This is a genomic window from Blastococcus sp. TF02-09, from assembly GCF_003319105.1.
In the GTDB taxonomy this organism is placed as follows: domain Bacteria; phylum Actinomycetota; class Actinomycetes; order Mycobacteriales; family Geodermatophilaceae; genus Blastococcus.
In genome coordinates this window covers 84316-105246 of record NZ_QOHH01000012.1, presented here as the reverse complement: position 1 = coordinate 105246, position 20931 = coordinate 84316, and the positions used below count along the sequence as shown (strand labels likewise).

The following is a 20931-nucleotide window of genomic DNA, read 5'->3' as shown; positions in this document are numbered from 1 at the left end:
CTGTCGCGCCAACCGGACCGCGCGCAGCGCGCGGCCTTCCTGCCGCAGACCCTAGCGGGCGCGGCCGTGCCCGGCTGCCGGTCACCCGCCCGGGCGTCACACCGCGGGTGCGGGCTCCGGCACCGGGGCGTCCGCCGGACCCGGCAGCGCGTCGTCGGCGGCCACGACCCGGTCGCGGCCGGTCGCCTTGGCGACGTAGAGGGCCCGGTCGGCGGCCTCGAGCAGCGTGCCGGCCGTCGGCCCGGCACCGGACCGGACGGCGACCCCGGCGCTGACCGTCACCCGGATGCGCTCGCCGCCGAAGGCGTGCACGACGGCCGCGACACCGCGTCGCATCTCCTCCGCCCGCAGCACCGCCTGCTCCCGGTCCGCGCCCGGCAGCAGCACGAGGAACTCCTCGCCGCCGAGCCGGACGGCCGTGTCGCCGTCACGGACCGATGCCTGCAGCAGCCGGGCCACCGCGGTGAGGACGGTGTCCCCGGCCGCGTGCCCGAACCGGTCGTTGACCGCCTTGAAGTGGTCGATGTCGAGGGTGATCACCGCCAGCCCGTGGTCGGCGCCCGCGGTGTCGAGGCCGCCGGCCAGCACCTGGTCGAGGTGACGGCGGTTGTGCAACCCGGTGAGCGGGTCCCGGACGGCCTCCTCGGCCAGCTCGGCACGCAGCCGGTCGATCACCCGCACCTGCTCCGCCAGCTGCCGGTTCAGCTCCTCGACCGCCGCCTGCCGCGCCTGCTGCTCGCTCACGTCCCGGACGACCAGGATCCGCCCGAGGGCGCGACCCCGGGAGTCCTCGACGGGGGTGTCCCGGATGTCGATCCACACGCCGTCGTCGACCTCGGCGAGGCGGTGCCCGTCGAGCTCCTCGGCCCGGGCGAACCCGGCCCGCGCGCGGTCGCCGGCGATCTCGGCCAGGGGCCGGCCGACCAGGTCGCCCGCATCCAGCTCCGGCCGGAGGAGCGCCACCAGCCGACGGCCCGCCGGGTTCAGGTCGATGAGCACGTCGGCCGGGTCCACGACCAGGACCGCGTCGGGCACCGTGTCCACGACCTGCTCCCGCGCGACGGGCACCAGCCGGAGGAAGCCCAGCCGCAGCACCGCCCAGCAGTCGACCAGGCCGGTGACCAGGAAGAACAGCGGCGTGAAGTCGGCGCCGTGCCCGTCGAGCTGCTGCACGATGGTGATCACGTTGCCGACCGTCGCGACCACCGCGGAGAGCAGCAGCACACCGAGCTGCCGCCGGAACAGGCCGACGGCGGTCCGCCACCGGCGGGCCAGGCGCAGGTAGGAGACGCCGATGACGGCGTAGCTGTACAGCGTGTGGACGCCGAAGGCCGGCCCAAGGGTGGCCTGGTGGTCGACGCCCATGCCACCGGCGCCGTGACCGTCCAGCACCAGGTCCCGGGTGGCCGGCAGGGCCCCCAGCACCACCATGACGACCGGCTCCACGGCCAGCAGCCCGAGCAGGCGGGGGCGGGGACGCCAGGACGGGTCGACGACGCCCCGGGCGAGCGCGTAGGTGCCGGCGACGGCCAGGCCGACCGCGGCCATGAGCACCGCGGGGTAGCCGTCGTGGACCACGACGGAGGCGGACGAGTTGACCAGCGCGCTGGAGGCCGACCACAACGCGACGCCGGACATGGTGACCGCGAGCCCGGTTGCCGCCGGGGTGCGCTCCCGCCGGCGCCACACGAGCAGGGCGGTGACGACGCCGATGACGGCGGCTCCCGCGAACAGGACCACCCATCCCTCTGGCGTCATGCCGACTCCTCCGCCGTGGGCCGGACGTCGTCGTCGGCCGCTCCCGAGGAGATCGGGTGGAGGGGTGCCCCCCTGTAGCCGTCGCTCCCCCCGAAGGGGGAGCGACGGCGGGCAGCGCTACTGCGTGAGCATGTCGTCGGTGACGACGGACTCCGTGTCCGGGATGCCGAGGTCCTTGGCGCGCTTGTCGGCCATCGCCAGCAGCCGCCGGATGCGCCCGGCGACGGCGTCCTTGGTCATCGGCGGGTCGGCCCGCTGGCCGAGCTCCTCCAGGGAGGCCTGGCCGAACTCCAGGCGCAGCCGCCCGGCCACGAGCAGGTGCTCGGGGGCGTCGTTGGCAAGGATCTCCATGGCCCGCTCCACGCGGGCGCTGGCGGCCACGGCGGCGCGGGCCGAGCGGCGCAGGTTCGCGTCGTCGAAGTTGGCCAGCCGGTTGGCCGTGGCCCGGACCTCGCGGCGCATCCGCCGCTCCTCCCAGGCCATGACGGCGTCGTGGGCGCCCATGCGGGTCAGCAGCGCGCTGATGGCGTCGCCGTCGCGGACCACGACCCGGTCGGCCCCGCGGACCTCGCGCGCCTTCGCGGCGATGCCGAGCCGGCGGGCGGCGCCGACGAGCGCCATCGCCGCCTCGGGGCCGGGACAGGTCACCTCGAGGGAGGACGACCGGCCGGGCTCGGTGAGCGACCCGTGGGCGAGGAACGCGCCACGCCAGGCCGCCTCGGCGTCGTTGATGCTGCCCGACACGACGGCGGGCGGCAGGCCGCGCACGGGGCGGCCGCGCTGGTCGACCAGGCCGGTCTGCCGGGCCAGGCCCTCGCCGTGCTTGGCGATGCGCACGAGGTAGCGCACGCCGCGGCGGATGTTCCCGCCGGCGAGCACGCTGACCCCGCTCGTGTAGCCGTAGACCTCGCTGATGTCCCGCCGCAGCCGCCGGGCGACCGAGCCGGTGTCCAGCTCCGCCTCGATGACCACCCGGCCACCGACGATGTGCAGGCCACCGGAGAACCGCAGCAGCGCGGTCACCTCCGCCTTGCGCTCGGAGGTCTTCGTGCACTCGACCCTCGAGAGCTCGTCCTTGACCATCGCGGTCATCGCCACGTCGTCCACCCCCATGTAGCTACGGGGCTACCTGTCGTCGTCCGGGTCATCGCCATGCGCGGCGTCCCCTCTTCCCCCTCGTACCGGCCAGCTCTGCTGGTTCGGATACCCGGCCTGAGCCCTTCACTCGTTCAGCGCCGCCCGACCACGGAGGCCAGGGCGGCCGACAGGCGCCCGGGATCGTGCCGTGGCGCGCCGTCGGTGTCCGCGACCGGCGCCAGGACGAGCTCGGCGCCGCACGAGCGCACCGCAGACAGGAGACCACGGCGGTCAACCACCGAGTCAGCATCCGCGATCACGCTGTGCAATGCCACTCCGCCGAGGTGGGCCTGCAGCACCGTCACATGCTCCTCCGGCGAGAAACCGTCGGTCTCCCCGGGCTGCGGCTCGAGGTTCAGGACCACCACCACCTTCGCCGCCGCCTCGGCCAGCGCCGCTCGGAGCTGGGGCACCAGCAGGTGCGGCAGCACCGAGGTGTACCAGGAGCCCGGGCCCAGCGAGACGATGTCGGCCCGGGCGATCGCCTCGAGCACCGCGGCGTTCACCGGAGGGTCGGGGGGTGCCAGCCGGATGGAGCGGACCCGGCCCGGTGTGGTCGCGATGGCGACCTGGCCGCGGATGGTCCGCACCTGCGCCTGGTCCTCCCGGTCGACCGGCTCCACCCGGGCCACCAGGTCCAGCGGCACGTCGGCCATCGGCAGCACGCGCCCGGAGACGCCCAGCAGCTCCGCGAGGGCGTCGAGGGCGCGCACCGTGTCCCCGCCGTGCAGCTCCACCAGGCCGGTCAGCAGGAGGTTGCCCACCGAGTGGCCGGCCAGCCCGCCGGTGCCGCCGAGCCGGTGCTGCAGCAGCGCGGCCAGGCCCTGCTCCCGCTCCCCCGGCGAGGCCAGGGCGGTGAGCGCCATCCGCAGGTCCCCCGGCGGCAGCACGGGCAGCTCGCGGCGGATCCGCCCGGACGAGCCCCCGTCGTCGGCGACGGTGACCACGGCGGTGACGTCTGGGGTGAGCTGCCGCCACGCGGCCAGCGCGGCGGCCAGGCCGTGGCCGCCGCCGAACGCGACCACGCGGGGCCCGCGGGCGCCCTCCCCCGGATGCGTGCCCACTACTCGCGGCCCAGGTCGCGGTGCCGGGCGACGGCGGCGATGCCGTCGGACGTGAGGCGCCGGGCGAACTCCTCGGCGATGGCCACGCTGCGGTGCTTGCCGCCCGTGCAGCCGACGGCCAGCGTCAGGTAGCGCTTGCCCTCGCGCCGGTAGCCGGGCACCAGCAGCCGCAGCACCTCGGTGTAGCGGTCGAGGAACTCGGCGGCGTCCTCCTGGCCGAGGACGTAGTCCCGGACGCCCGGGTCGCGCCCGGTGTAGGGCCGCAGCTCGGGGATCCAGTGCGGGTTGGGCAGGAAGCGGGCGTCGACGACGAGGTCGGCGTCCAGCGGCACCCCGTACTTGAACCCGAAGCTCATGACCGTCGCGGTGAGCGGTGGGGTCTGGCCTTCGCGGGCGAAGGCGTTCTCGATCGTCGCGCGCAGCTGGTGGACGTTGAGGTCGCTGGTGTCCACCCACAGGTCGGCCTCGCCGGCGATCCCGGTGAGCAGGTTGCGCTCGGCGGTGATGCCGTCGACGAGCGTGCCGTTGCCCTGCAGCGGATGCTCCCGCCGGTTGGACTCGTACCGCCGCACGAGCACCTCGTCGCGGGCGTGCACGTACATCACGCGGGGCCGGTGCCCGGCCTCGGACAGGACCCGGATCGCCTCCCGCAGGTCGCTGGTGAACGCCCGGCTGCGCACGTCGACGACGGCGGCGAACCGGCGGAGGTCACCGCGGGCGCCGAGCTCCACCATGGGCAGCAGCAGCGCCGGAGGCAGGTTGTCGACGACGAACCAGCCGAGGTCCTCGAGCACCCGGCCGGCGCTGTTCTTGCCGGCGCCGGACAACCCGGTGACGACGACCACCTCGAGGGGCTGGGTCTCGGTGCTGGCCCCGTCCAGCCCCGGCACGCCGCCGGCCGCCAGGTCGGGGCCGGGCAGCCCAGCGCCCGGTGCGCTGGTCAACGGGTCGCTCACGACGCCACCCGGCCGACCTCGGCGGTGCGCCCGGCCCCCGTCCGCGGGGTGCCGCGGACGGCGGGCCCCTGGGGCGCGGTGGTCGTCTCCTCGGCAGGATCGGCGTCGGTGGCCGCGCCGGCGGGGTCGGCCGGCTCGGCGATCGCCGCCTGCACGGCCTCCGCGGTGCGCCGGCCGATGCCCGGGACGGCCATGAGCTCGTCCACGGTGGCGGCCCGCAGCCGCTTGAGGGATCCGAACTGCTTCATCAGCGCCTTTCGCCGCGTCTCCCCGAGGCCGGGGACGTCGTCCAACAGGGAGACCAGCATCGTGGTGGAGCGCTTCTGCCGGTGATAGGTGATCGCGAACCGGTGGGCCTCGTCGCGCACCCGCTGCAGCAGGTAGAGCGCCTCGGAGGTGCGCGGCAGGATCACCGGGTCGCTCTCGCCGGGCAGCCAGACCTCCTCCATGCGCTTGGCCAGCCCGCAGATCGCCACGTCGACCACGCCGAGCTCCTCCAGGGAGCGTGCGGCGGCCGCGACCTGTGGGGCGCCGCCGTCGACGACGAGCAGGTTCGGCGGGTACGCGAACCGGCGCGGCCGCCCCTCGTCCGCCGCGATGCCCTGCTCGTCGCGGCGGTCCTGCTCCTCCTTGACGTGCCGGGCGAAGCGGCGGCGCACGACCTCGGCCATCGCGGCGGTGTCGTCGGTTCCGTTCGTGACGGAGAAGCGGCGGTAGTCGGACTTCTTGGCCAGGCCGTCCTCGAACACCACCATGCTGGCCACCACGTTGGTGCCCTGGACGTGGCTGATGTCGATGCACTCGATGCGCAGCGGGGCGTCCGGCAGCTCCAGGGCCTCCTGCAGCTCGCTGAGCGCGAGCGACCGGGCGGTGAGGTCGCTGGAGCGCTTCACGCGGTGCCGGGCGAACGCCTCCTTGGCGTTGCGCTCGACGGTCTCGAGCAGACTGCGCTTGTCGCCGCGCTGCGGGACCCGGAGGGAGACCTTGCCGCCCCGGAGCTCCTCGAGCAGCTCGGCGTAGACGTCGGCGTCCGCCGGCAGCTCGGGCACCAGGACCTCGCGGGGCACGGCCTCCCCCGCCTCGCCGACGCCGGTCTGCTCGTCGACCCCGCCGTAGACCTGGAGCAGGAACTGCTCGACGAGCTCGCCGGTGGTGACCGCCTCGACCTTGTCCACGATCCAGCCGCGCTGACCGCGCACCCGGCCGCCCCGGACGTGGAAGACCTGCACCGCGGCCTCCAGCTCGTCCTGGGCGAAGGCGACGACGTCGGCGTCGGTGCCGTCCCCGAGGACGACGGCCTGCTTCTCCATCGCCCGGCGGAGGGCACCGAGGTCGTCCCGCAGCCGGGCGGCCTTCTCGAACTCGAGGTTCTCCGAGGCCTCGGTCATCTCCCGCTCGAGCCGCTTCATCATCGACTCGGTGCGCCCGGCCATGAAGTCGCAGAAGTCGTCGACGATCTCCCGGTGCTCCTCGGCGCTGACCCGGCCGACGCACGGCGCCGAGCACTTGCCGATGTAGCCGAGCAGGCACGGCCGCCCGATCTGGCCGGCCCGCTTGAAGACGCCGTTGGAGCAGGTGCGGGCCGGGAAGACGCGGGTGAGGGTGTCCAGCGTCTCGCGGATGGCCCAGGCGTGGGCGTAGGGCCCGAAGTAGCGGACGCCCTTCTTCTTCGGGCCGCGCATGACCTGCAGGCGGGGGTACTCCTCGTTCAGCGTCACGGCCAGCGACGGGTAGCTCTTGTCGTCGCGGTAGCGGACGTTGAACCGGGGGTCGAACTCCTTGATCCAGTTGTACTCGAGCTGGAGCGCCTCGACCTCGGTGCCGACGACGGTCCACTCGACCGCCGACGCGGTCGTGACCATCTGCCGGGTGCGGGGGTGCAGGCCAGCGACGTCCGCGAAGTAGCTGTTGAGCCGCTGGCGCAGGCTCTTGGCCTTGCCCACGTAGATGACGCGGCCGCCCGAGTCGCGGAACTTGTAGACCCCGGGGCTCTCGGGGATCGAGCCGACCGCCGGGCGGTACGTCGAGGGGTCGGCCATGCGTCCAGATTAGGTCGATGGGGTGACACGCCGCCCGGGTCGGGGCACGAGCGTCACAACCGTCACAGCGGATGCGGGCGCACGAGGACGGGAGCCGCGGGGAACGGCTCCGGTCGCGTCGCGCAGCGCCGTCAGCCGACGGGCTGCGAGCGCCGCACCGCGACCGTCGTGGGGACGCGCGCGGCGAGGGCCTTGAGACCGGGCGCGGCGGAGCGGGCGACCCGCCGCACCAGCGAGACCGCGGCGAAGAACGCGACCGGGACGGCGACGAAGTCGAAGGCGTCGGACACCGCGCGCGTGGCCACCACGGCGAGGGAGACCCCCAGGAGGGTCAACAGCACGGCGACGGACAGGATGCTGGCTCCCGGTCCGCTCTTCCCCTGCCAGGGCTGACCGCAGTGGCTCATGTCGGGGTCGCAGTCGGGCGTGAGTGCGCTCATCGCGGCCTCCTCGTCGGCCGTGCGGACGGCCTCCAGTGACGTCTCTCACAGTCAGGGTAGCCCTGCGTGACCTCGATCACAAGGCGGCCGGTCGCGGTCACCGGGGTGGCGCCCTGACGGCGAGGATCGGGCCCTCGACGTCGAGCCACCCGGCGGGTCAAAGCACGAGCCCGAGCCCGCCGTCGACGAGCAGGGTCTGGCCGGTGGCGTAGCGGGCGCCGATGATCCCCACGCAGGCGTCGGCGATGTCCTCGGGCGTGGCAACTCGGTGCAGCGGGGCCATCGCGGTCACGCCCTCCTTGACCTGGTCCCACGTCTCGGTCCACGGCGTCGCCACCAGGCCCGGAGCGACCGCGTTGACGCGCACCCCGCCGCCGGCGTGCTTGGCCAGCAGCGTCGTCAGGTGGTCGACGGCCGCCTTCGACACGGCGTAGGGCAGCGAGCTCCCCGTCTGGCGGATGCCGGCGATCGACGTGATGTTCAGGATCCAGCCGTCCTCGGCCTCCCGCAGCAGCGGGAGCGCGGCCTGCGACACGAGGAAGGTCCCGACGACGTTGACGCCGAGCACGCGGTTCCAGTGGTCGACGGTCACGGCGTCGATGTCGGCGAGCGGGACGTCGGCGGTGACCGCGGCGTTGTTGACCAGCCCGTCGAGCCGGCCCCAGCGTTCCCGGGCCGCCTCGACCAGCGCGTGGGCCGTGCCGGGCGCCGAGATGTCGCCCTGCACGTAGCAGGCCTCTCCCAGTTCCTCGGCGAGCCGCTCCCCGGCGGCGACGGAGGAGGCGGAGTTGACGACGATGCGGGCGCCGGTGGCCGCCAGCCTGCGGGCGACGGCCTCGCCGATGCCGCTGCTCGATCCGGTGACGATGACGACGTGGCCGGTGAGGTCCACAGGAGGCTCCTTGGGGGGTCGTGTCCTGCGCGAGGTCGAGAGCCGAGTCTGCGACGACGGCGTCCTCGCGGCCTGTGGACGAGCCGATCCCACGGCGTCGCGCGCAGGCATGCTCGCCCTCTCGACGACGAACGCGGAGGCGCGGAGTGCGACGGACGGTGACCGACCAGTGGGGTGCCGGGTGGAAGGTGCGGGCGCGCGCCCTGCGCGGGGCCGGGACGGCGCCGCCGCATCCCGGCCCGGACGCCGACCGCATGCTCCGGCGGCTGGAGGCGGCGCTGGGGCGGTACCCCGCTCCGCTGGTGGCGTCGGCGAGCACCGACGTGTGGGAGGCGGCCGCACCCATCAGCGACCCGGTCGACGCCGAGCTGGCGGAGTTCCGGCGCCAGTGGCACCGGCCCGGCACCACCCTCTGGGTGGCCACCGAGGCCGGCCCCGGGCTCGTGCGCGACGGGCTGACCTGGTTGTTCACGCCGAGATCGGGCACGTGGGAGGTGGAGCTGGTCGCCCGCGGGCGGTTCCGGCGCTGGGCCCGGTGGCAGGTGTCCGGCGAGGAGGCGGCGGAACGGGTGCTCGCCACGGTGACGAGCGAGGTGGCCGCCGGCCGGGTGCCGGTCCCGTCCGGAGCGGCGCTCGTGGAGGTCGTCGACCACCGGCCCCCGCCGCGGCCGCGCTCCATGCCCTGACCTGGGCGGACGGCGGGCCTCGACCGGTCGTGAACGGCCGGCGGCCCGCACCCCGGTAGGGGATGCGGGCCGCCGCGCCGGACCTCAGCTGGCCTTCTTGCGCGCCCTCTTCTTCGGCGCCGCGGCCGCGGCGACGGCGTCCTCGTCGAGGATCTTCGCGAGGTACCGGCCGGTGTGGCTCTCCGGGACCGTGGCCACGAACTCCGGCGGCCCCTCGGCGACGACCGTGCCGCCGCGGAACCCGCCCTCGGGGCCCATGTCGATCAGCCAGTCGGCGCTCTTGATGACGTCGAGGTTGTGCTCGATGACGATGACCGAGTTGCCCTTGTCGACCAGGCCCTGCAGGACCAGGAGCAGCTTGCGGATGTCCTCGAAGTGCAGACCGGTGGTCGGCTCGTCGAGCACGTAGATGCTGCGGCCGTTGGACCGCTTCTGCAGCTCGCTGGCCAGCTTCACCCGCTGCGCCTCACCGCCGGACAGCGTCGTCGCCGGCTGACCCAGGCGGACGTAGCCCAGGCCGACCTCGGTGAGCGTGCGCAGGTAGCGCGCGATCCCGGGGATGGCGGCGAAGAACTCGGCCGCCTCCTCGATCGGCATGTCGAGGACCTCGGCGACCGTCTTGCCCTTGTAGTGCACCTCGAGGGTCTCCCGGTTGAACCGGGCCCCCTTGCACACCTCGCAGGGCACGTAGACGTCCGGCAGGAAGTTCATCTCGATCTTCAGCGTGCCGTCGCCGGAGCAGGCCTCGCAGCGGCCGCCCTTGACGTTGAAGGAGAACCGCCCGGGCAGGTAGCCGCGCATCTTCGCCTCGGTGGTCTGGGCGAACAGCTTGCGGACCTGGTCCCACACGCCGGTGTAGGTGGCCGGGTTGGACCGCGGGGTGCGGCCGATCGGCGACTGGTCGACGTGCACGACCTTGTCCAGCTGGTCCAGGCCGGTGATGGTGCGGTGCCGGCCGGCCACCATCCGGGCACGGTTGAGCTGGTTGGCCAGCGTCGTGTACAGGATGTCGTTGACCAGCGTGGACTTGCCCGAGCCCGAGACGCCGGTGACGGCGGTCAGCACACCGAGCGGGAACGTCACGTCGATGCCGCGCAGGTTGTTCTCGCGGGCACCCTTGACAACCAGCTCGCGGCCCGGCGTCAGCTCCCGGCGCTTCTCCGGGATCTCGATCGCCTTGCGCCCGGACAGGTACTGGCCGGTGAGCGAGCGCTCGCTGGCCAGCAGCTCCTCGACGGTGCCGCTGACGACCACCTCGCCGCCGTGCTCGCCGGCGCCCGGACCGATGTCGACGACCCAGTCGGCCTCCTTGATCGTGTCCTCGTCGTGCTCGACGACGATCAGGGTGTTGCCCATGTCGCGCAGCCGGACCAGCGTCTCGATCAGCCGGGTGTTGTCCCGCTGGTGCAGGCCGATGGAGGGCTCGTCGAGCACGTACAGGACGCCGACCAGGCCGGACCCGATCTGGGTGGCCAGCCGGATCCGCTGTGCCTCCCCGCCGGCGAGCGTCGCGGCCGGCCGGTCCAGCGACAGGTAGTCCAGACCGACGTCGACGAGGAAGGACAGCCGGGCCTGGATCTCGCGGAGCACGCGGTCCGCGATCGCCTTCTCCCGCTCCCCCAGCTCCAGGGCGCCGAGCCACTGGGAGGCCTCCCCGATGGAGAGGTTGGTGACCTCGGCGATCGACCGGCCGTTGAGCTTCACGGCCAGGATCTCGGGCTTGAGGCGGGTGCCGTGGCACACGGGGCACGGGACGTCGCGCATGTAGCCCTCGTACTTGTCCCGCATGTAGTCGCTGTCGGTGTCGTCGTGCCGGCGCTCCAGGAACGGCAGCACGCCCTCGAAGGCGGCGTAGTAGCTGCGCTCGCGGCCGTACCGGTTCTTGTAGCGGACGTGCACCTGGTCGGGCGAGCCGTGCAGGATCGCCTTCTGCACCTTGGCCGGCAGCCGCTCCCACGGGTCGTTCATGGAGAAGCCGATCTGCTGGCTCAGGCCGGTGAGCAGCCGGGTGAAGTACTCGTTGCTCATCGAGCTGGACCACGGGGCGATCGCGCCCTGGGCCAGGCTCTTCTCCGGGTCGGGGACGACCAGCTCCGGGTCGACCTCCTTGCGGGTGCCGATACCGGTGCACTCGGTGCACGCACCGAAGGGCGAGTTGAAGGAGAACGACCGCGGCTCGAGCGCCTCGAAGGACAGCCCGTCGTCGACGCAGGCGAGGTGCTCGGAGAAGGTGCGCTCCCGCTGCGGGTCGTCGTCCGGGAGGTCGACGAACTCGAGCACGACCAGCCCGCCGGCCAGCCCCAGCGCGGTCTCCACCGAGTCGGTCAGCCGGCGCTTGGCGCTCTCCTTGACGGTGAGGCGGTCGATGATCACCTCGATGGAGTGCTTCTCCTGCTTCTTGAGCTTCGGCGGCTCGGTGAGCGAGTGCACGACGCCGTCCACGCGGACGCGCGAGAAGCCCTGGGTCTGCAGCGAGCTGAACAGGTCGACGTACTCGCCCTTGCGCGCCCGGACGACCGGGGCCAGCACCTGGAAGCGGGTGCCCTCCTCCATGGCCAGCACCTGGTCGACGATCTGCTGCGGCGTCTGGCGGGAGATCGGCTTGCCGCAGTTCGGGCAGTGCGGCTGGCCGGCGCGCGCGTAGAGCAGGCGGAGGTAGTCGTAGACCTCGGTGATGGTGCCGACGGTCGACCGCGGGTTGCGGTTGGTCGACTTCTGATCGATCGACACCGCCGGCGACAGGCCCTCGATGAAGTCGACGTCCGGCTTGTCCATCTGCCCCAGGAACTGCCGGGCGTAGGCCGACAGCGACTCCACGTACCGGCGCTGGCCCTCGGCGAAGATCGTGTCGAAGGCGAGGCTGGACTTGCCGGAGCCGGAGAGCCCCGTGAACACGATGAGCGCGTCACGGGGGAGGTCGAGGTGGACGTCCTTGAGGTTGTGCTCACGGGCGCCGCGGACGACGAGCCGGTCCATGTGATCCCTGTCGGTCGCTGGGTGGATGTCGCGAAAGGTGCTGGTGGGTGCGGTGCGTGCCGGGGACGCCGCCGTACTGCTGTCTGCAACGCCTCGGCCCGCCGTGGTCGTCCGCCTCCGCGGTGTGACGTGTGCCCGGCCACGGTGCCCGGCACACGGGTCAGGTCGCGGCTGCCGGGCTCCGGGTGGGACCGGTCGCGGTGGGGTCGAAGACGGGCGCGTGACGGCGCCACGGGAGCCGGCGTTCCAGCTCTCCGGCCAGCCAGAGTAGCCGTCCCTCGGCACCCGGGGGGCCGACGAACTGGACGGCCACCGGAGGCCCGCCGGGGCGGCTCGCGACCGGCAGCACGGCCGCGGGGAGGCCAGCCAGGTTCCACGCCGCGGTCCACGGCGCCCAGCGCGCGTTGGCGGTGATGTTGGCCAGGAACGAGCGCTCGTGCCAGAGGCGGGCGGGCAGCGGCGGGCCGGTGGTCACCGGGGTGAGCAGCACATCGAGGACCTCCCCGCCCCCCGACCCTCGCGAGCTCCGGCCGGGCCCCTGCGCGGAGGCCTCTGAGCCGAAGAACGCGACCATCCGGGCGCGGAACCGCTCCTGCGTGCGCGGGCGGACCAGCCCCAGCCGGCGGGCCAGGCGGCCCAGCCGGGCGTGGGTGCGGCTGCGCGGTTGGAGCTCGGCGCGGTCGATGCCCAGGACGGCGGCGTCGTCCTCGGCGCCGGCCAACCAGCGGACCAGCGCGCCGGCGGCTGCCCCCGGCGTGATCGGCGGGTTGCGCCGCACCACGGTGTGGCCGGCGGCCTCGAGCTCGGCCACGACGGCCGCGACCGCCGCCCGCGTGGCGGCGTCGGCACCCACGCCGGGCAGCGGCGACCGGGTGCTCACCGCGATCCGCAGCGGCCGCTCCGGCGCCGCGGGCGGTTCCGGCGTCTCCCCCGCCAGCACGGCGTGCGCGATGGCCAGGTCGGCCACCGTGGTGGCCAGCGCACCGTTGACGGCCATGCCCGACCAGTCGTCGGCGCCGATCCCGCCGGGGACGACACCGCGGCCCGGCTTGAGGGTGACCAGCCCGCACGCGGCGGCCGGCAGGCGCAGCGAGCCCATGCCGTCGTTGCCGTGGGCGATCGGGACCGCGCCGGAGGCCACCGCGGCCGCGCTCCCCCCGGAGCTGCCCGCCGGGGAGAGCGCGGTGTCCCACGGGTTGCGGCTCACCGCGCCCGGCGCGTCGGTGGCGGCGTAGAGGCACAGCTCCGGCACGCGGGTGATGCCGACGACGACGGCGCCGGCCTTGCGCAGCCGGGTGACCACCGGGTGGTCCCGGCGCTCGACCTCACCGCGGTGCGCCGGGGAGCCGTCGGTGCAGGTCTCCCCCGCGACCGCCACGTTGTCCTTGATCGCGACCGGCACGCCGGCCAGCGGGAGGGCGAAGCGGGTGAGGCTGGAGTCGACGGCGGCGGCCTCGGCCAGCGCGGCGTCCCGGCGGACGACGCGGAAGGCACCGATCCGGCCGTCGACCGCCTCGATGTGGTCGAGGTGCGCACGGACCACCTCGACGGCGGTGATCTCCCCGGAGCGCACCCGGGCGGCGATCTCCGCGGCGGACAGGCCCACCAGCGACGGGTCGCTCGGCCCGTCGAACTCCCCGGCCCAGGGCACCGGCCGCCCCGTCGTCCCGTTCCCGGCCCGCATGACGATCGGGGGGAGGCCGAGACCTCCGCTAGCGTCCATGCCTGGACCGTAACGGCGCATGCCGACACTTTTCGAACGGAGGCCGGAGATGAGCTCCTACACCGGGAACGTCGAGGTCGGCGGAGCACCCGACGTCCGCGAGCTGCCGGGCCTCACGATCCGCAAGCTGGCGGTCAGCGACATGGCGAACAACGCCTACCTGCTGACCTCCACGGCCACCGGCGAGGCCCTGCTCGTCGACGCCGCGGCCGAGCCCGAGAAGCTGCTGGCGCTGGTGGGCGACGACCCGCTGCGCACCGTCGTCACCACGCACGGGCACTGGGACCACCACCGCGCGCTGCCCGATGTCGTGGCCGCGACCGGCGCCGTCACCGTCGCGCACCCGGCCGACGCCGCCGACCTGCCCGTCCCGGTCGACCGGCCGGTCGAGCACGGCGACACCGTCGCGGTCGGTGACCAGGTGCTGGAGGTCGTGCACCTGCGCGGGCACACGCCGGGCAGCATCGCGCTGGTCTGGCGCGGCCCCGGCGACGCGGGCACGCACGTCTTCACCGGCGACAGCCTCTTCCCCGGCGGCGTCGGCAACACCCAGCAGGACGCCGCCCGGTTCGCCAGCCTGATCGACGACGTCGAGGAGCGGCTCTTCGGCACGCTCCCGGACGACACCTGGGTCTACCCCGGTCACGGCGCGGACACGACGCTGGGTGCCGAACGCCCGAACCTCCCGGAGTGGCGCGCCCGCGGCTGGTGAGCGGCCCCGCCCCGGCCGCGACTGCGGGGTTGCGGTCGGCGACACGCGCGGACACGCCGCGGCGGGCGGCGCCCACCCAGCACTCGGCGGGGCGGCGACCGTCAGGCGGGGGCGGTGCCCGCGTCGTCGTCCTCGTCGTCCTCGTCGTTGAAGGCGGCGGCCAGCTCGTCCGGTGTGCCCGGCTGGTACAGCGGGAGGATCGAAATCTCCCAGTCGGGACGGCGCTGGTCGACGCCCACCGCGAGGTCCCAGGCGGCGCGGGCGCTCAGCGGGCCGAAGCAGCCCTCGTCACCGTCCTCCCCCACCGCCACCTCGACGAGCCACTGGTCGGAGAGGTCGGCCGCGAGCTCGGCGAAGTCGGGCAGCGCCTCCTCGTCGGGGTCGGGGGCATCCGAGAGGACCGGGTAGATGAGCGCCATGCCTCACCTTAGTGGTCCGCGGACGGGGGCGGCCCGCTGCCCGACCTAGCCCCGCACGAGGCGCGGCGGGAACCCGGCGTCGGCGGCTCGGAAGGGCGTCCACCAGCTCCGGGAACCGCGTCCTGGTGCGCCGATGCGTCATTCCAGTGACTGGAACGACGCATCAGCGCACCTCGTCGGCGGGCGGGCCCGGGTTCTGCGGGGTCGGCAGCCAGCGCGCCCACCAGCGGAGGATGTGCTCGAACCGGGCCAGCCGGTGTTTCGGCCGGCCGGACCGGGACAGCTCATGCCCCTCGCCCGGGAAGAGCAGCAGCTCGGCGGCGACGCCCCGGCGCTTGAGCTCGACGTACAGGCGAGTGCCCTGCTCCACCGGACACCGCCAGTCCTCCTCGGAGTGGATGACCAGGCTGGGTGTGGTGATCGCGCCGGCGCCGGCCAGCGCGCTCTGCGCGGCGATCCGCGCCGGGTCGGTGCCCAGGTGCTCGTCCGGGAAGTACCAGCCGATGTCCGAGGAGCCCACGAAGCTCACCGGGTCGACGAACGACCGCTCGGCGACCGCGGCGGCGAACCTGTCGGTGCGGCCGATCAGCAACGCGGTCAGGTACCCGCCGTACGACCCGCCCTGGATGCCCACCCGGTCGCCGTCGAGCGCCGGATCGGCCAGCACGGTGTCGAGGAACGCGACGACGTCGTCGGCGTCCAGGCCACCCCATCCGTGCCGGATGGCCCGCCCGTGCGCCGCGCCGTAGCCCGACGAGCCGCGCGGGTTGCACTGGACCACCGCGTAGCCGGCCGAGACGAGGACCTGCGTCTCGTCGAACAACGTCCAGCCGTACTGGGTGAAGGGGCCGCCGTGGATCAGCAGCACGACCGGGTGCGGCCCGGGGCCGGGCGGGGTGGTCACCCACCCGTGCACGGGATAGCCGTCCGGGGCGGTGGCCGTCCGCTGCCGCATCCGGTGCAGCCGGCCGGTGCCGCCGAGCTCCGCGCCGAACCCGGTGAGCAGCCGCCGCTCACCGCCGGACAGCGCGACCAGCTCACCGGCCGAGCGGTCGTGCGCCACCGTGGCGACGACGACCCCGCCCCCGGCCGCGACGCCGCGCACGGTGAACCGCCCGTCGACCAGCACCTCGGGCTCGCCGCCGTCGAGGGGCACGCGCATCAGCTCCACCGCGCCGCGCCGCTCGAACCCGACGAGGACGGCGCCGTCGGCCACCACCGTCGTGGGCGTCTCGTCCCCCCGGTGGTCGGACTCAGGGTCCAGCAGCGGGTGGAGCTCCCCGCCGGGCCCCACGCGGCAGGGCACGGACTGGCGCGCCATCACGTCGGTGCCCTCCGGCCCCAGGTCCGGGACGGCGGTGACGACGAGCGTCCCGTCCGGCGCGTAGGCCGGGCCGGTGCACAGCCCGCGGCAGCCGGTGACCCGGCGCAGCCCCGTGCCGTCGGCGCCGATCTCGTGGACGTCGCGCACCAGGTCGCGGTCGGCGCGCGGGTGGCGGGACGTGACGAACGCCAGCGCCTGGCCGTCGGGGCACCAGGCGACGTCGGTGCAGTCGCTGTCCCCGGGCGTGAGCTGCACGGGCTCGGGCAGGGGTGCGGCGTCGTCCCGCAACGCCGGCGGCAGGTCCAGGACGAACACCTGCCGCCGCCGGTCGGTGACCACGCCGACGCCGTCCTCCCGGAACTGCAGCGTGGTGATCAGGCGGGGCGCCTCGGCCTCGGGCCCGACGCCGTCGAGCGTGCCGTACCGGCCGGGCTCGGGGACGCGGGCGACGTAGGCCAGCCGCCGCGAGTCCGGCGACCACACCGGGTCCCCCGCGCCCAGCGGGTGGTCGGTGAGCCTCCGCGGCTCGCCCCCGGCGGTGGCCAGGAGCCAGATCTGCGGCCGGCCGCCGGGCTCGGCGCCCAGGTAGGCCAGCCACCGGCCGTCGGGCGAGAACGCCGGAGCGGTGTCCCGGTGCCCGGCGCTGATCGGCCGGGCCGGCGCGGAGGCGTCGGTGGGCACCGCCCACAGCTGGGCGCGGTACTCGTCGGCCCCGAGGTCGAGCCGCTCGACGGCCACCACCGCCATGCGGCCGTCCGGCGAGACGGTGGGCACGCCCGGGGTGCGCAGGCACGCGAGGTCGTCGGGGCGCATGGCCTGCGACGCTAGTCGGTGCGGGTCCGGCGCTCCGGACCGGTCAGGAGGCCACGCGGGCGGCGCGGATCGTGCTCACGAGCGCCAGGCTGCCCAGCAACGGCAGCGCCGCGAGCAGCAGCAGGCTGCGGTCGACGCCGAGCGCCTCACCGATCCCGCCGACGACGGCGGAACCCACGCCACCGCCCACGAGGAACACGAGCGTGGCGATGCCCAGGGCCACGCCGCGGACGTCGGGCGGGACGGCGTCGCCCACGGCGGCCATGAGCGCCGGCTGCCCGAGCCCGAAGGCCAGGGTCACGAGGACCACCGCCGTCACCAGGATCGCCGCCGACCCGCGGGCCGCGCCCAGGGCGGCAACCACGAGCGCCAGCGCGGCGGTGGCGTCGGAGGTGACCAGGGACCGGGCCGGCCCCAGGCGCGCGAGCAGCGGCCCGGCCAGCCGGGGTGCGAGGAACCCGGTCAGCGCGCTGGGCACCAGCGCCAGCCCCACCTGCAGCGGCGTCCAGCCGCGCGCGGCCAGGACGGCGGGGACGGCGATGAGCAGCGCGAACCAGGCGGCCGGCACCGCGGAGGCGGCCAGCGCGCTGCGGACGACCACGGGCTCCCGGACGACCCGGCGCGGCAGGAAGCCCTCCGGGCGGCGGTGCACCCACGCCGCCACCGCGGGGATGCCGAGCGCGAGCAGCAGCGCCCCGGCCGTGGCCACCACGACCCCGGACGCCGGCGACTGCACCAGCAGCACCAGCCCGGCCGCCGTGCCGGCCACGAGCCCCGCGCCCAAGAGGTCCAGCCGGGCGCCGGTGCCCTGCGTGGGCAGCGCCCGCCACAGCGCGGGCACGAGGAGCAGGCCGAGCGCGGGCAGCGCGACGACCGCCCGCCAGCCGGCGAGGTCGGCCACCAGGCCACCCGCGAGCGGGCCGAGCGCGCTGACCGCGGCCGCCGTCCCGGCGACCTGCCCCAGGGCGGTGGTGCGGACGGCGCCGTCGTAGCGGGCGCTGACGATGGCCATGCCCAGGACGGGGACGGCGGCCGCCCCGGTGCCCTGCAGCACCCGGGCCGCCAGCAGCACCTCGATGCTCGGCGCCAGGCACCCCAGCAGGGCGCTCCCGGCCATGAGCCCGACCCCGACGAGCAGCGGCAGCCGGATGCCCGCGAGGTCGGCCGCGCGGCCGTAGACCGCCGTCGCCACCGCGAGCATCAGCGCGTACAGGCTGATGACCCAGGACACGCCCCCGGTGGTGAGGTCGAGGTCCTCCGCGATGGCCGGCAGCGTGACGGCGACGGCCGCGCTGCCCATCCCGGCGAGGCCGAACAGCAGCCCGACCAGTGCGGCTACGCGACCGGCGCCCGTCCGTTCACCCACGAAGGCGGGGCAACCCGTCCGCGCCGGTGGATGTTCCGCCGGGGGTCATCGGCGGGCGCGGTCCTCGTCCTGCTCGTCGGCGATCCGGCTCTCGGCGGCCGCTGCCGCCTCCGGGCCCCCGGTGGGCACGGACCGCGCCGTGCCGGGGTCGACGTCGGGGGCGCCGGGGGCGGCGAACTGGCCGCGGGTCTTGAGCAGGCTGGCCACCGTGGCGATGATCAGCACGCCGAGAATCACCGACAGCGACAGCCAGATCGGGATCTCCGGGACGCTCGAGATCGGCTCGCGCTCCCCGGCGAACGGCAGCTGGTTCTCGTGCACCGCCTCGAGGATCAGCTTGACGCCGATGAAGGCCAGGATGACCGCCAGCCCCAGCGACAGGTAGACCAGGCGCTTGAGCAGGCCGCCGAGCAGGAAGTACAGCTGGCGCAGGCCCATGAGGGCGAAGACGTTGGCCGTGAAGACGATGAACGGCTCGCGGGTGAGACCGAAGATCGCCGGGATGCTGTCCAGCGCGAAGATCAGGTCCGTCGTCCCGAGCGCCAGGATGACGACGATCATCGGCGTCCACATCTTCTTGCCGTTCTCGCTCACCCGGATCTTCGCGCCGTGGAAGTCCTGGGTGATCGGCAGGACCTTGCGCATCCGCCGGATGAACGCGTTCTCCTCGTAGTCCTCGTCCTCGTCGCGGTGCCGGACGAGGTTGATCGCGGTGTAGATGAGGAACGCGCCGAAGACGTAGAAGACCCACACGAACCGCTCGATCACCACGGCACCGAGCAGGATGAAGATCCCGCGCAGGACCAGCGCGATGATGATGCCGATCATCAGCGCTTCCTGCTGGTACTTCCGCGGCACCTGGAAGCGGGCCATGATGATCACGAAGACGAACAGGTTGTCCACCGAGAGCGAGTACTCGGTCAGCCAGCCCGCGTAGAACTCCGTCGCGTAGGTGCTGTTCGTGAACGCCAGCATGGCCAGGCCGAAGAGCAGCGCCAGGCTGACGTAGAAGGCCACCCAGAGACTGGCCTCCCGGATGGAGGGCTCGTGCGGGCGGCGGGCGACGATGGCGAGGTCGGCGAGCAGCAGGACGGTGAGTCCCACGAACGTCGCGACCTCGAACCAGACGGGAAGTTCCATGCGCTGAGTTCCTCCGGGGACAGGCGTCGGCACCGGAGGTCTCTCCCACCGCCGGTTCGGGACCGGCGACCGGCAGCACCGGGAATCGCGGGATCCCGTGTTGACGACGCTGCCGCGGGGGGATACTCCCCTCCATCGTGCGACCCCGTCACCGTGCGGGCGTCACTGCCTGCGGGCACCGGGGCTCGTGGCGCTCACCGTACCCCGGCGGCGACGGCGCCACGACGCGGCGCGGCCGCCTCGGCCGACCTGCCGGAACCCCTTCTCGCCGGCGCCGGTGGAGGCGCCGGCGAGAAGGCGCGGCGGGGTCAGCGCGGGTCGAGCACGTCGGCGGACCGGCTCGCGGCCTCGCCGGCGGAACGCCCCTCGACCTCGTCGGCGGCGCGCACCGCCCGGGTGGTCCCGGCCGCGGCGTCGTCCACCGGGCCCGGGGCGCCGGCGGCGAGCTCGGAGCGCTCGGCACGGTCACGCCGGTTCTTCGCCAGGCTGGCGACGGTCGTCACGGCCAGCGTCACGAGGATGACCGACAGCGACAGCCAGGTCGGGATCTCCGGGATCACCGTGATGTGCTCACCACCGTTGACGAACGGCAGCTCGTTGGTGTGCAGGGCGTGGATGACCAGCTTGACGCCGATGAAGCCCAGGATCACGGCCAGGCCGTAGGAGAGGTAGACCAGCCGGTCGAGCAGCCCGTCGATGAGGAAGAACAGCTGGCGCAGCCCCAGCAGCGAGAAGGCGTTGGCGGCGAAGACCAGGTAGGTCTCCTGGGTCAGGCCGAAGATCGCCGGGATGGAGTCGACCGCGAAGAGGATGTCGGCGCTGCCGATGGCGATCAGCGCGATGGCCAGCGGCGTGATGTAGCGCTTGCCGTCGATGCGCACCGACAGCTTGTCCGAGTGGTACTCGTCAGTGGTCGAGAAGACCTTCTTGGCCCCGCGCAGGAGCAGATTCTCCTTGTAGTCCTCGTGGTCGTCGTGCCCACCGGACCGGGCCTGTGCCCACGCCGTCCAGATCAGGATCGCGCCGAACAGGTAGAACACCCAGCTGAAGTTCTCGATGGCCGCGGCGCCGACGAGGATGAAGACCGTGCGCAGGACCAGCGCGAAGGTGATGCCGTAGAGCAGCACCTTCTGCTGCAGCTCCCGGGGGACGCCGAAGCTGGCCATGATCAGCACGAAGACGAAGAGGTTGTCGATCGACAGGCTCTTCTCGGTGATGTAGCCGGCGAAGTACTCACCGCCGAACTGCGCTCCGTAGAACCAGAAGATCAGCAACCCGAAGACGACGGCGATGCCGACGTAGACGCCGGACCAGATCGCGGACTCGCGCAGGGTGGGCGCGTGCGGCGTCCGCACGTGACCCACGAGGTCGAAGATCAGCATGCCGAGGATCAGGCCGACGGTGAGGGCCCAGACCCAGAAGGGGACGTCCAAGAAAGCCTCCGATGACTGGCGATTCGTCAGTACCGGAGGTCTCTCCCACCGCC

General features: G+C 74.0%; 16 protein-coding genes. 2 read left to right on the top strand and 14 right to left on the bottom strand.

The window, feature by feature from the left end; genetic code table 11:
* Window positions 1-96 precede the first annotated feature (96 nt).
* The 7 genes from DQ239_RS17160 to DQ239_RS17130 all read right to left on the bottom strand — a co-directional run bounded on the left by DQ239_RS17160 (window position 97) and on the right by DQ239_RS17130 (window position 8286).
* The gene (locus DQ239_RS17160) at window positions 97-1758 is read right to left on the bottom strand and encodes a diguanylate cyclase (RefSeq protein ID WP_113835628.1); all 1662 of its coding nucleotides are present in this window, start codon (window positions 1756-1758) and stop codon (window positions 97-99) included.
* A gap of 117 nt (window positions 1759-1875) precedes the next feature.
* On the bottom strand, window positions 1876-2856 hold the full coding sequence (whiA, locus tag DQ239_RS17155) for a DNA-binding protein WhiA (RefSeq protein WP_091764095.1): 981 nt from the start codon (window positions 2854-2856) through the stop codon (window positions 1876-1878).
* Window positions 2857-2987: 131 nt separating this feature from the next.
* Window positions 2988-3959, bottom strand: coding sequence for a uridine diphosphate-N-acetylglucosamine-binding protein YvcK (gene yvcK, locus DQ239_RS17150; protein WP_113835627.1), 972 nt, complete (start codon window positions 3957-3959; stop codon window positions 2988-2990).
* Window positions 3959-4915, bottom strand: coding sequence for an RNase adapter RapZ (rapZ, locus tag DQ239_RS17145; RefSeq protein ID WP_233489426.1), 957 nt, complete (start codon window positions 4913-4915; stop codon window positions 3959-3961). The genes yvcK and rapZ overlap by 1 nt, the downstream gene beginning before the upstream one ends.
* Complete coding sequence (gene uvrC, locus DQ239_RS17140) at window positions 4912-6954, bottom strand: excinuclease ABC subunit UvrC (RefSeq protein ID WP_113835626.1); 2043 nt, start codon at window positions 6952-6954, stop codon at window positions 4912-4914. The genes rapZ and uvrC overlap by 4 nt, the downstream gene beginning before the upstream one ends.
* Window positions 6955-7085: 131 nt before the next feature.
* Window positions 7086-7394: a hypothetical protein gene (locus tag DQ239_RS17135; RefSeq protein ID WP_113835625.1), complete on the bottom strand. Its 309-nt coding sequence runs from the start codon at window positions 7392-7394 to the stop codon at window positions 7086-7088.
* 157 nt (window positions 7395-7551) lie between these two features.
* Window positions 7552-8286: an SDR family oxidoreductase gene (locus DQ239_RS17130; RefSeq protein WP_199583116.1), complete on the bottom strand. Its 735-nt coding sequence runs from the start codon at window positions 8284-8286 to the stop codon at window positions 7552-7554.
* 158 nt (window positions 8287-8444) lie between these two features.
* On the opposite strand from DQ239_RS17130, the gene DQ239_RS17125 reads away from it, so the two are divergent.
* The gene (locus DQ239_RS17125) at window positions 8445-8972 is read left to right on the top strand and encodes a hypothetical protein (protein WP_113835623.1); all 528 of its coding nucleotides are present in this window, start codon (window positions 8445-8447) and stop codon (window positions 8970-8972) included.
* Between the two features lie 84 nt (window positions 8973-9056).
* Here DQ239_RS17125 and uvrA read toward each other — a convergent pair whose 3' ends face one another.
* The gene (uvrA, locus tag DQ239_RS17120; protein WP_113835622.1) at window positions 9057-11948 is read right to left on the bottom strand and encodes an excinuclease ABC subunit UvrA; all 2892 of its coding nucleotides are present in this window, start codon (window positions 11946-11948) and stop codon (window positions 9057-9059) included.
* Window positions 11949-12108: 160 nt separating this feature from the next.
* Window positions 12109-13671: an amidase gene (locus DQ239_RS17115; RefSeq protein ID WP_233489424.1), complete on the bottom strand. Its 1563-nt coding sequence runs from the start codon at window positions 13669-13671 to the stop codon at window positions 12109-12111.
* 49 nt (window positions 13672-13720) lie between these two features.
* Here DQ239_RS17115 and DQ239_RS17110 point away from each other — a divergent pair, with 49 nt between their 5' ends.
* A complete protein-coding gene (locus DQ239_RS17110) occupies window positions 13721-14383 on the top strand; it encodes an MBL fold metallo-hydrolase (RefSeq protein ID WP_113835620.1) in 663 nt (220 codons plus the stop codon).
* Window positions 14384-14484: 101 nt separating this feature from the next.
* Here the strand turns inward: DQ239_RS17110 and DQ239_RS17105 are convergent, their stop codons facing one another.
* The 5 genes from DQ239_RS17105 to DQ239_RS17085 all read right to left on the bottom strand — a co-directional run bounded on the left by DQ239_RS17105 (window position 14485) and on the right by DQ239_RS17085 (window position 20878).
* Window positions 14485-14802: a hypothetical protein gene (locus DQ239_RS17105; RefSeq protein WP_113835619.1), complete on the bottom strand. Its 318-nt coding sequence runs from the start codon at window positions 14800-14802 to the stop codon at window positions 14485-14487.
* A gap of 163 nt (window positions 14803-14965) precedes the next feature.
* Complete coding sequence (locus DQ239_RS17100; RefSeq protein ID WP_113835618.1) at window positions 14966-16939, bottom strand: S9 family peptidase; 1974 nt, start codon at window positions 16937-16939, stop codon at window positions 14966-14968.
* A gap of 43 nt (window positions 16940-16982) precedes the next feature.
* Window positions 16983-18305 (bottom strand): MFS transporter, encoded by a 1323-nt coding sequence (locus DQ239_RS17095; RefSeq protein ID WP_113835617.1) that lies wholly within the window; start codon window positions 18303-18305, stop codon window positions 16983-16985.
* Window positions 18306-18350: 45 nt separating this feature from the next.
* Window positions 18351-19445 carry a TerC family protein gene (locus DQ239_RS17090; RefSeq protein ID WP_113835616.1) on the bottom strand — a complete coding sequence of 365 codons (1095 nt, stop codon included), beginning with the start codon at window positions 19443-19445 and terminating at the stop codon, window positions 18351-18353.
* Between the two features lie 308 nt (window positions 19446-19753).
* The gene (locus tag DQ239_RS17085; protein WP_113835615.1) at window positions 19754-20878 is read right to left on the bottom strand and encodes a TerC family protein; all 1125 of its coding nucleotides are present in this window, start codon (window positions 20876-20878) and stop codon (window positions 19754-19756) included.
* Window positions 20879-20931: the final 53 nt, after the last annotated feature.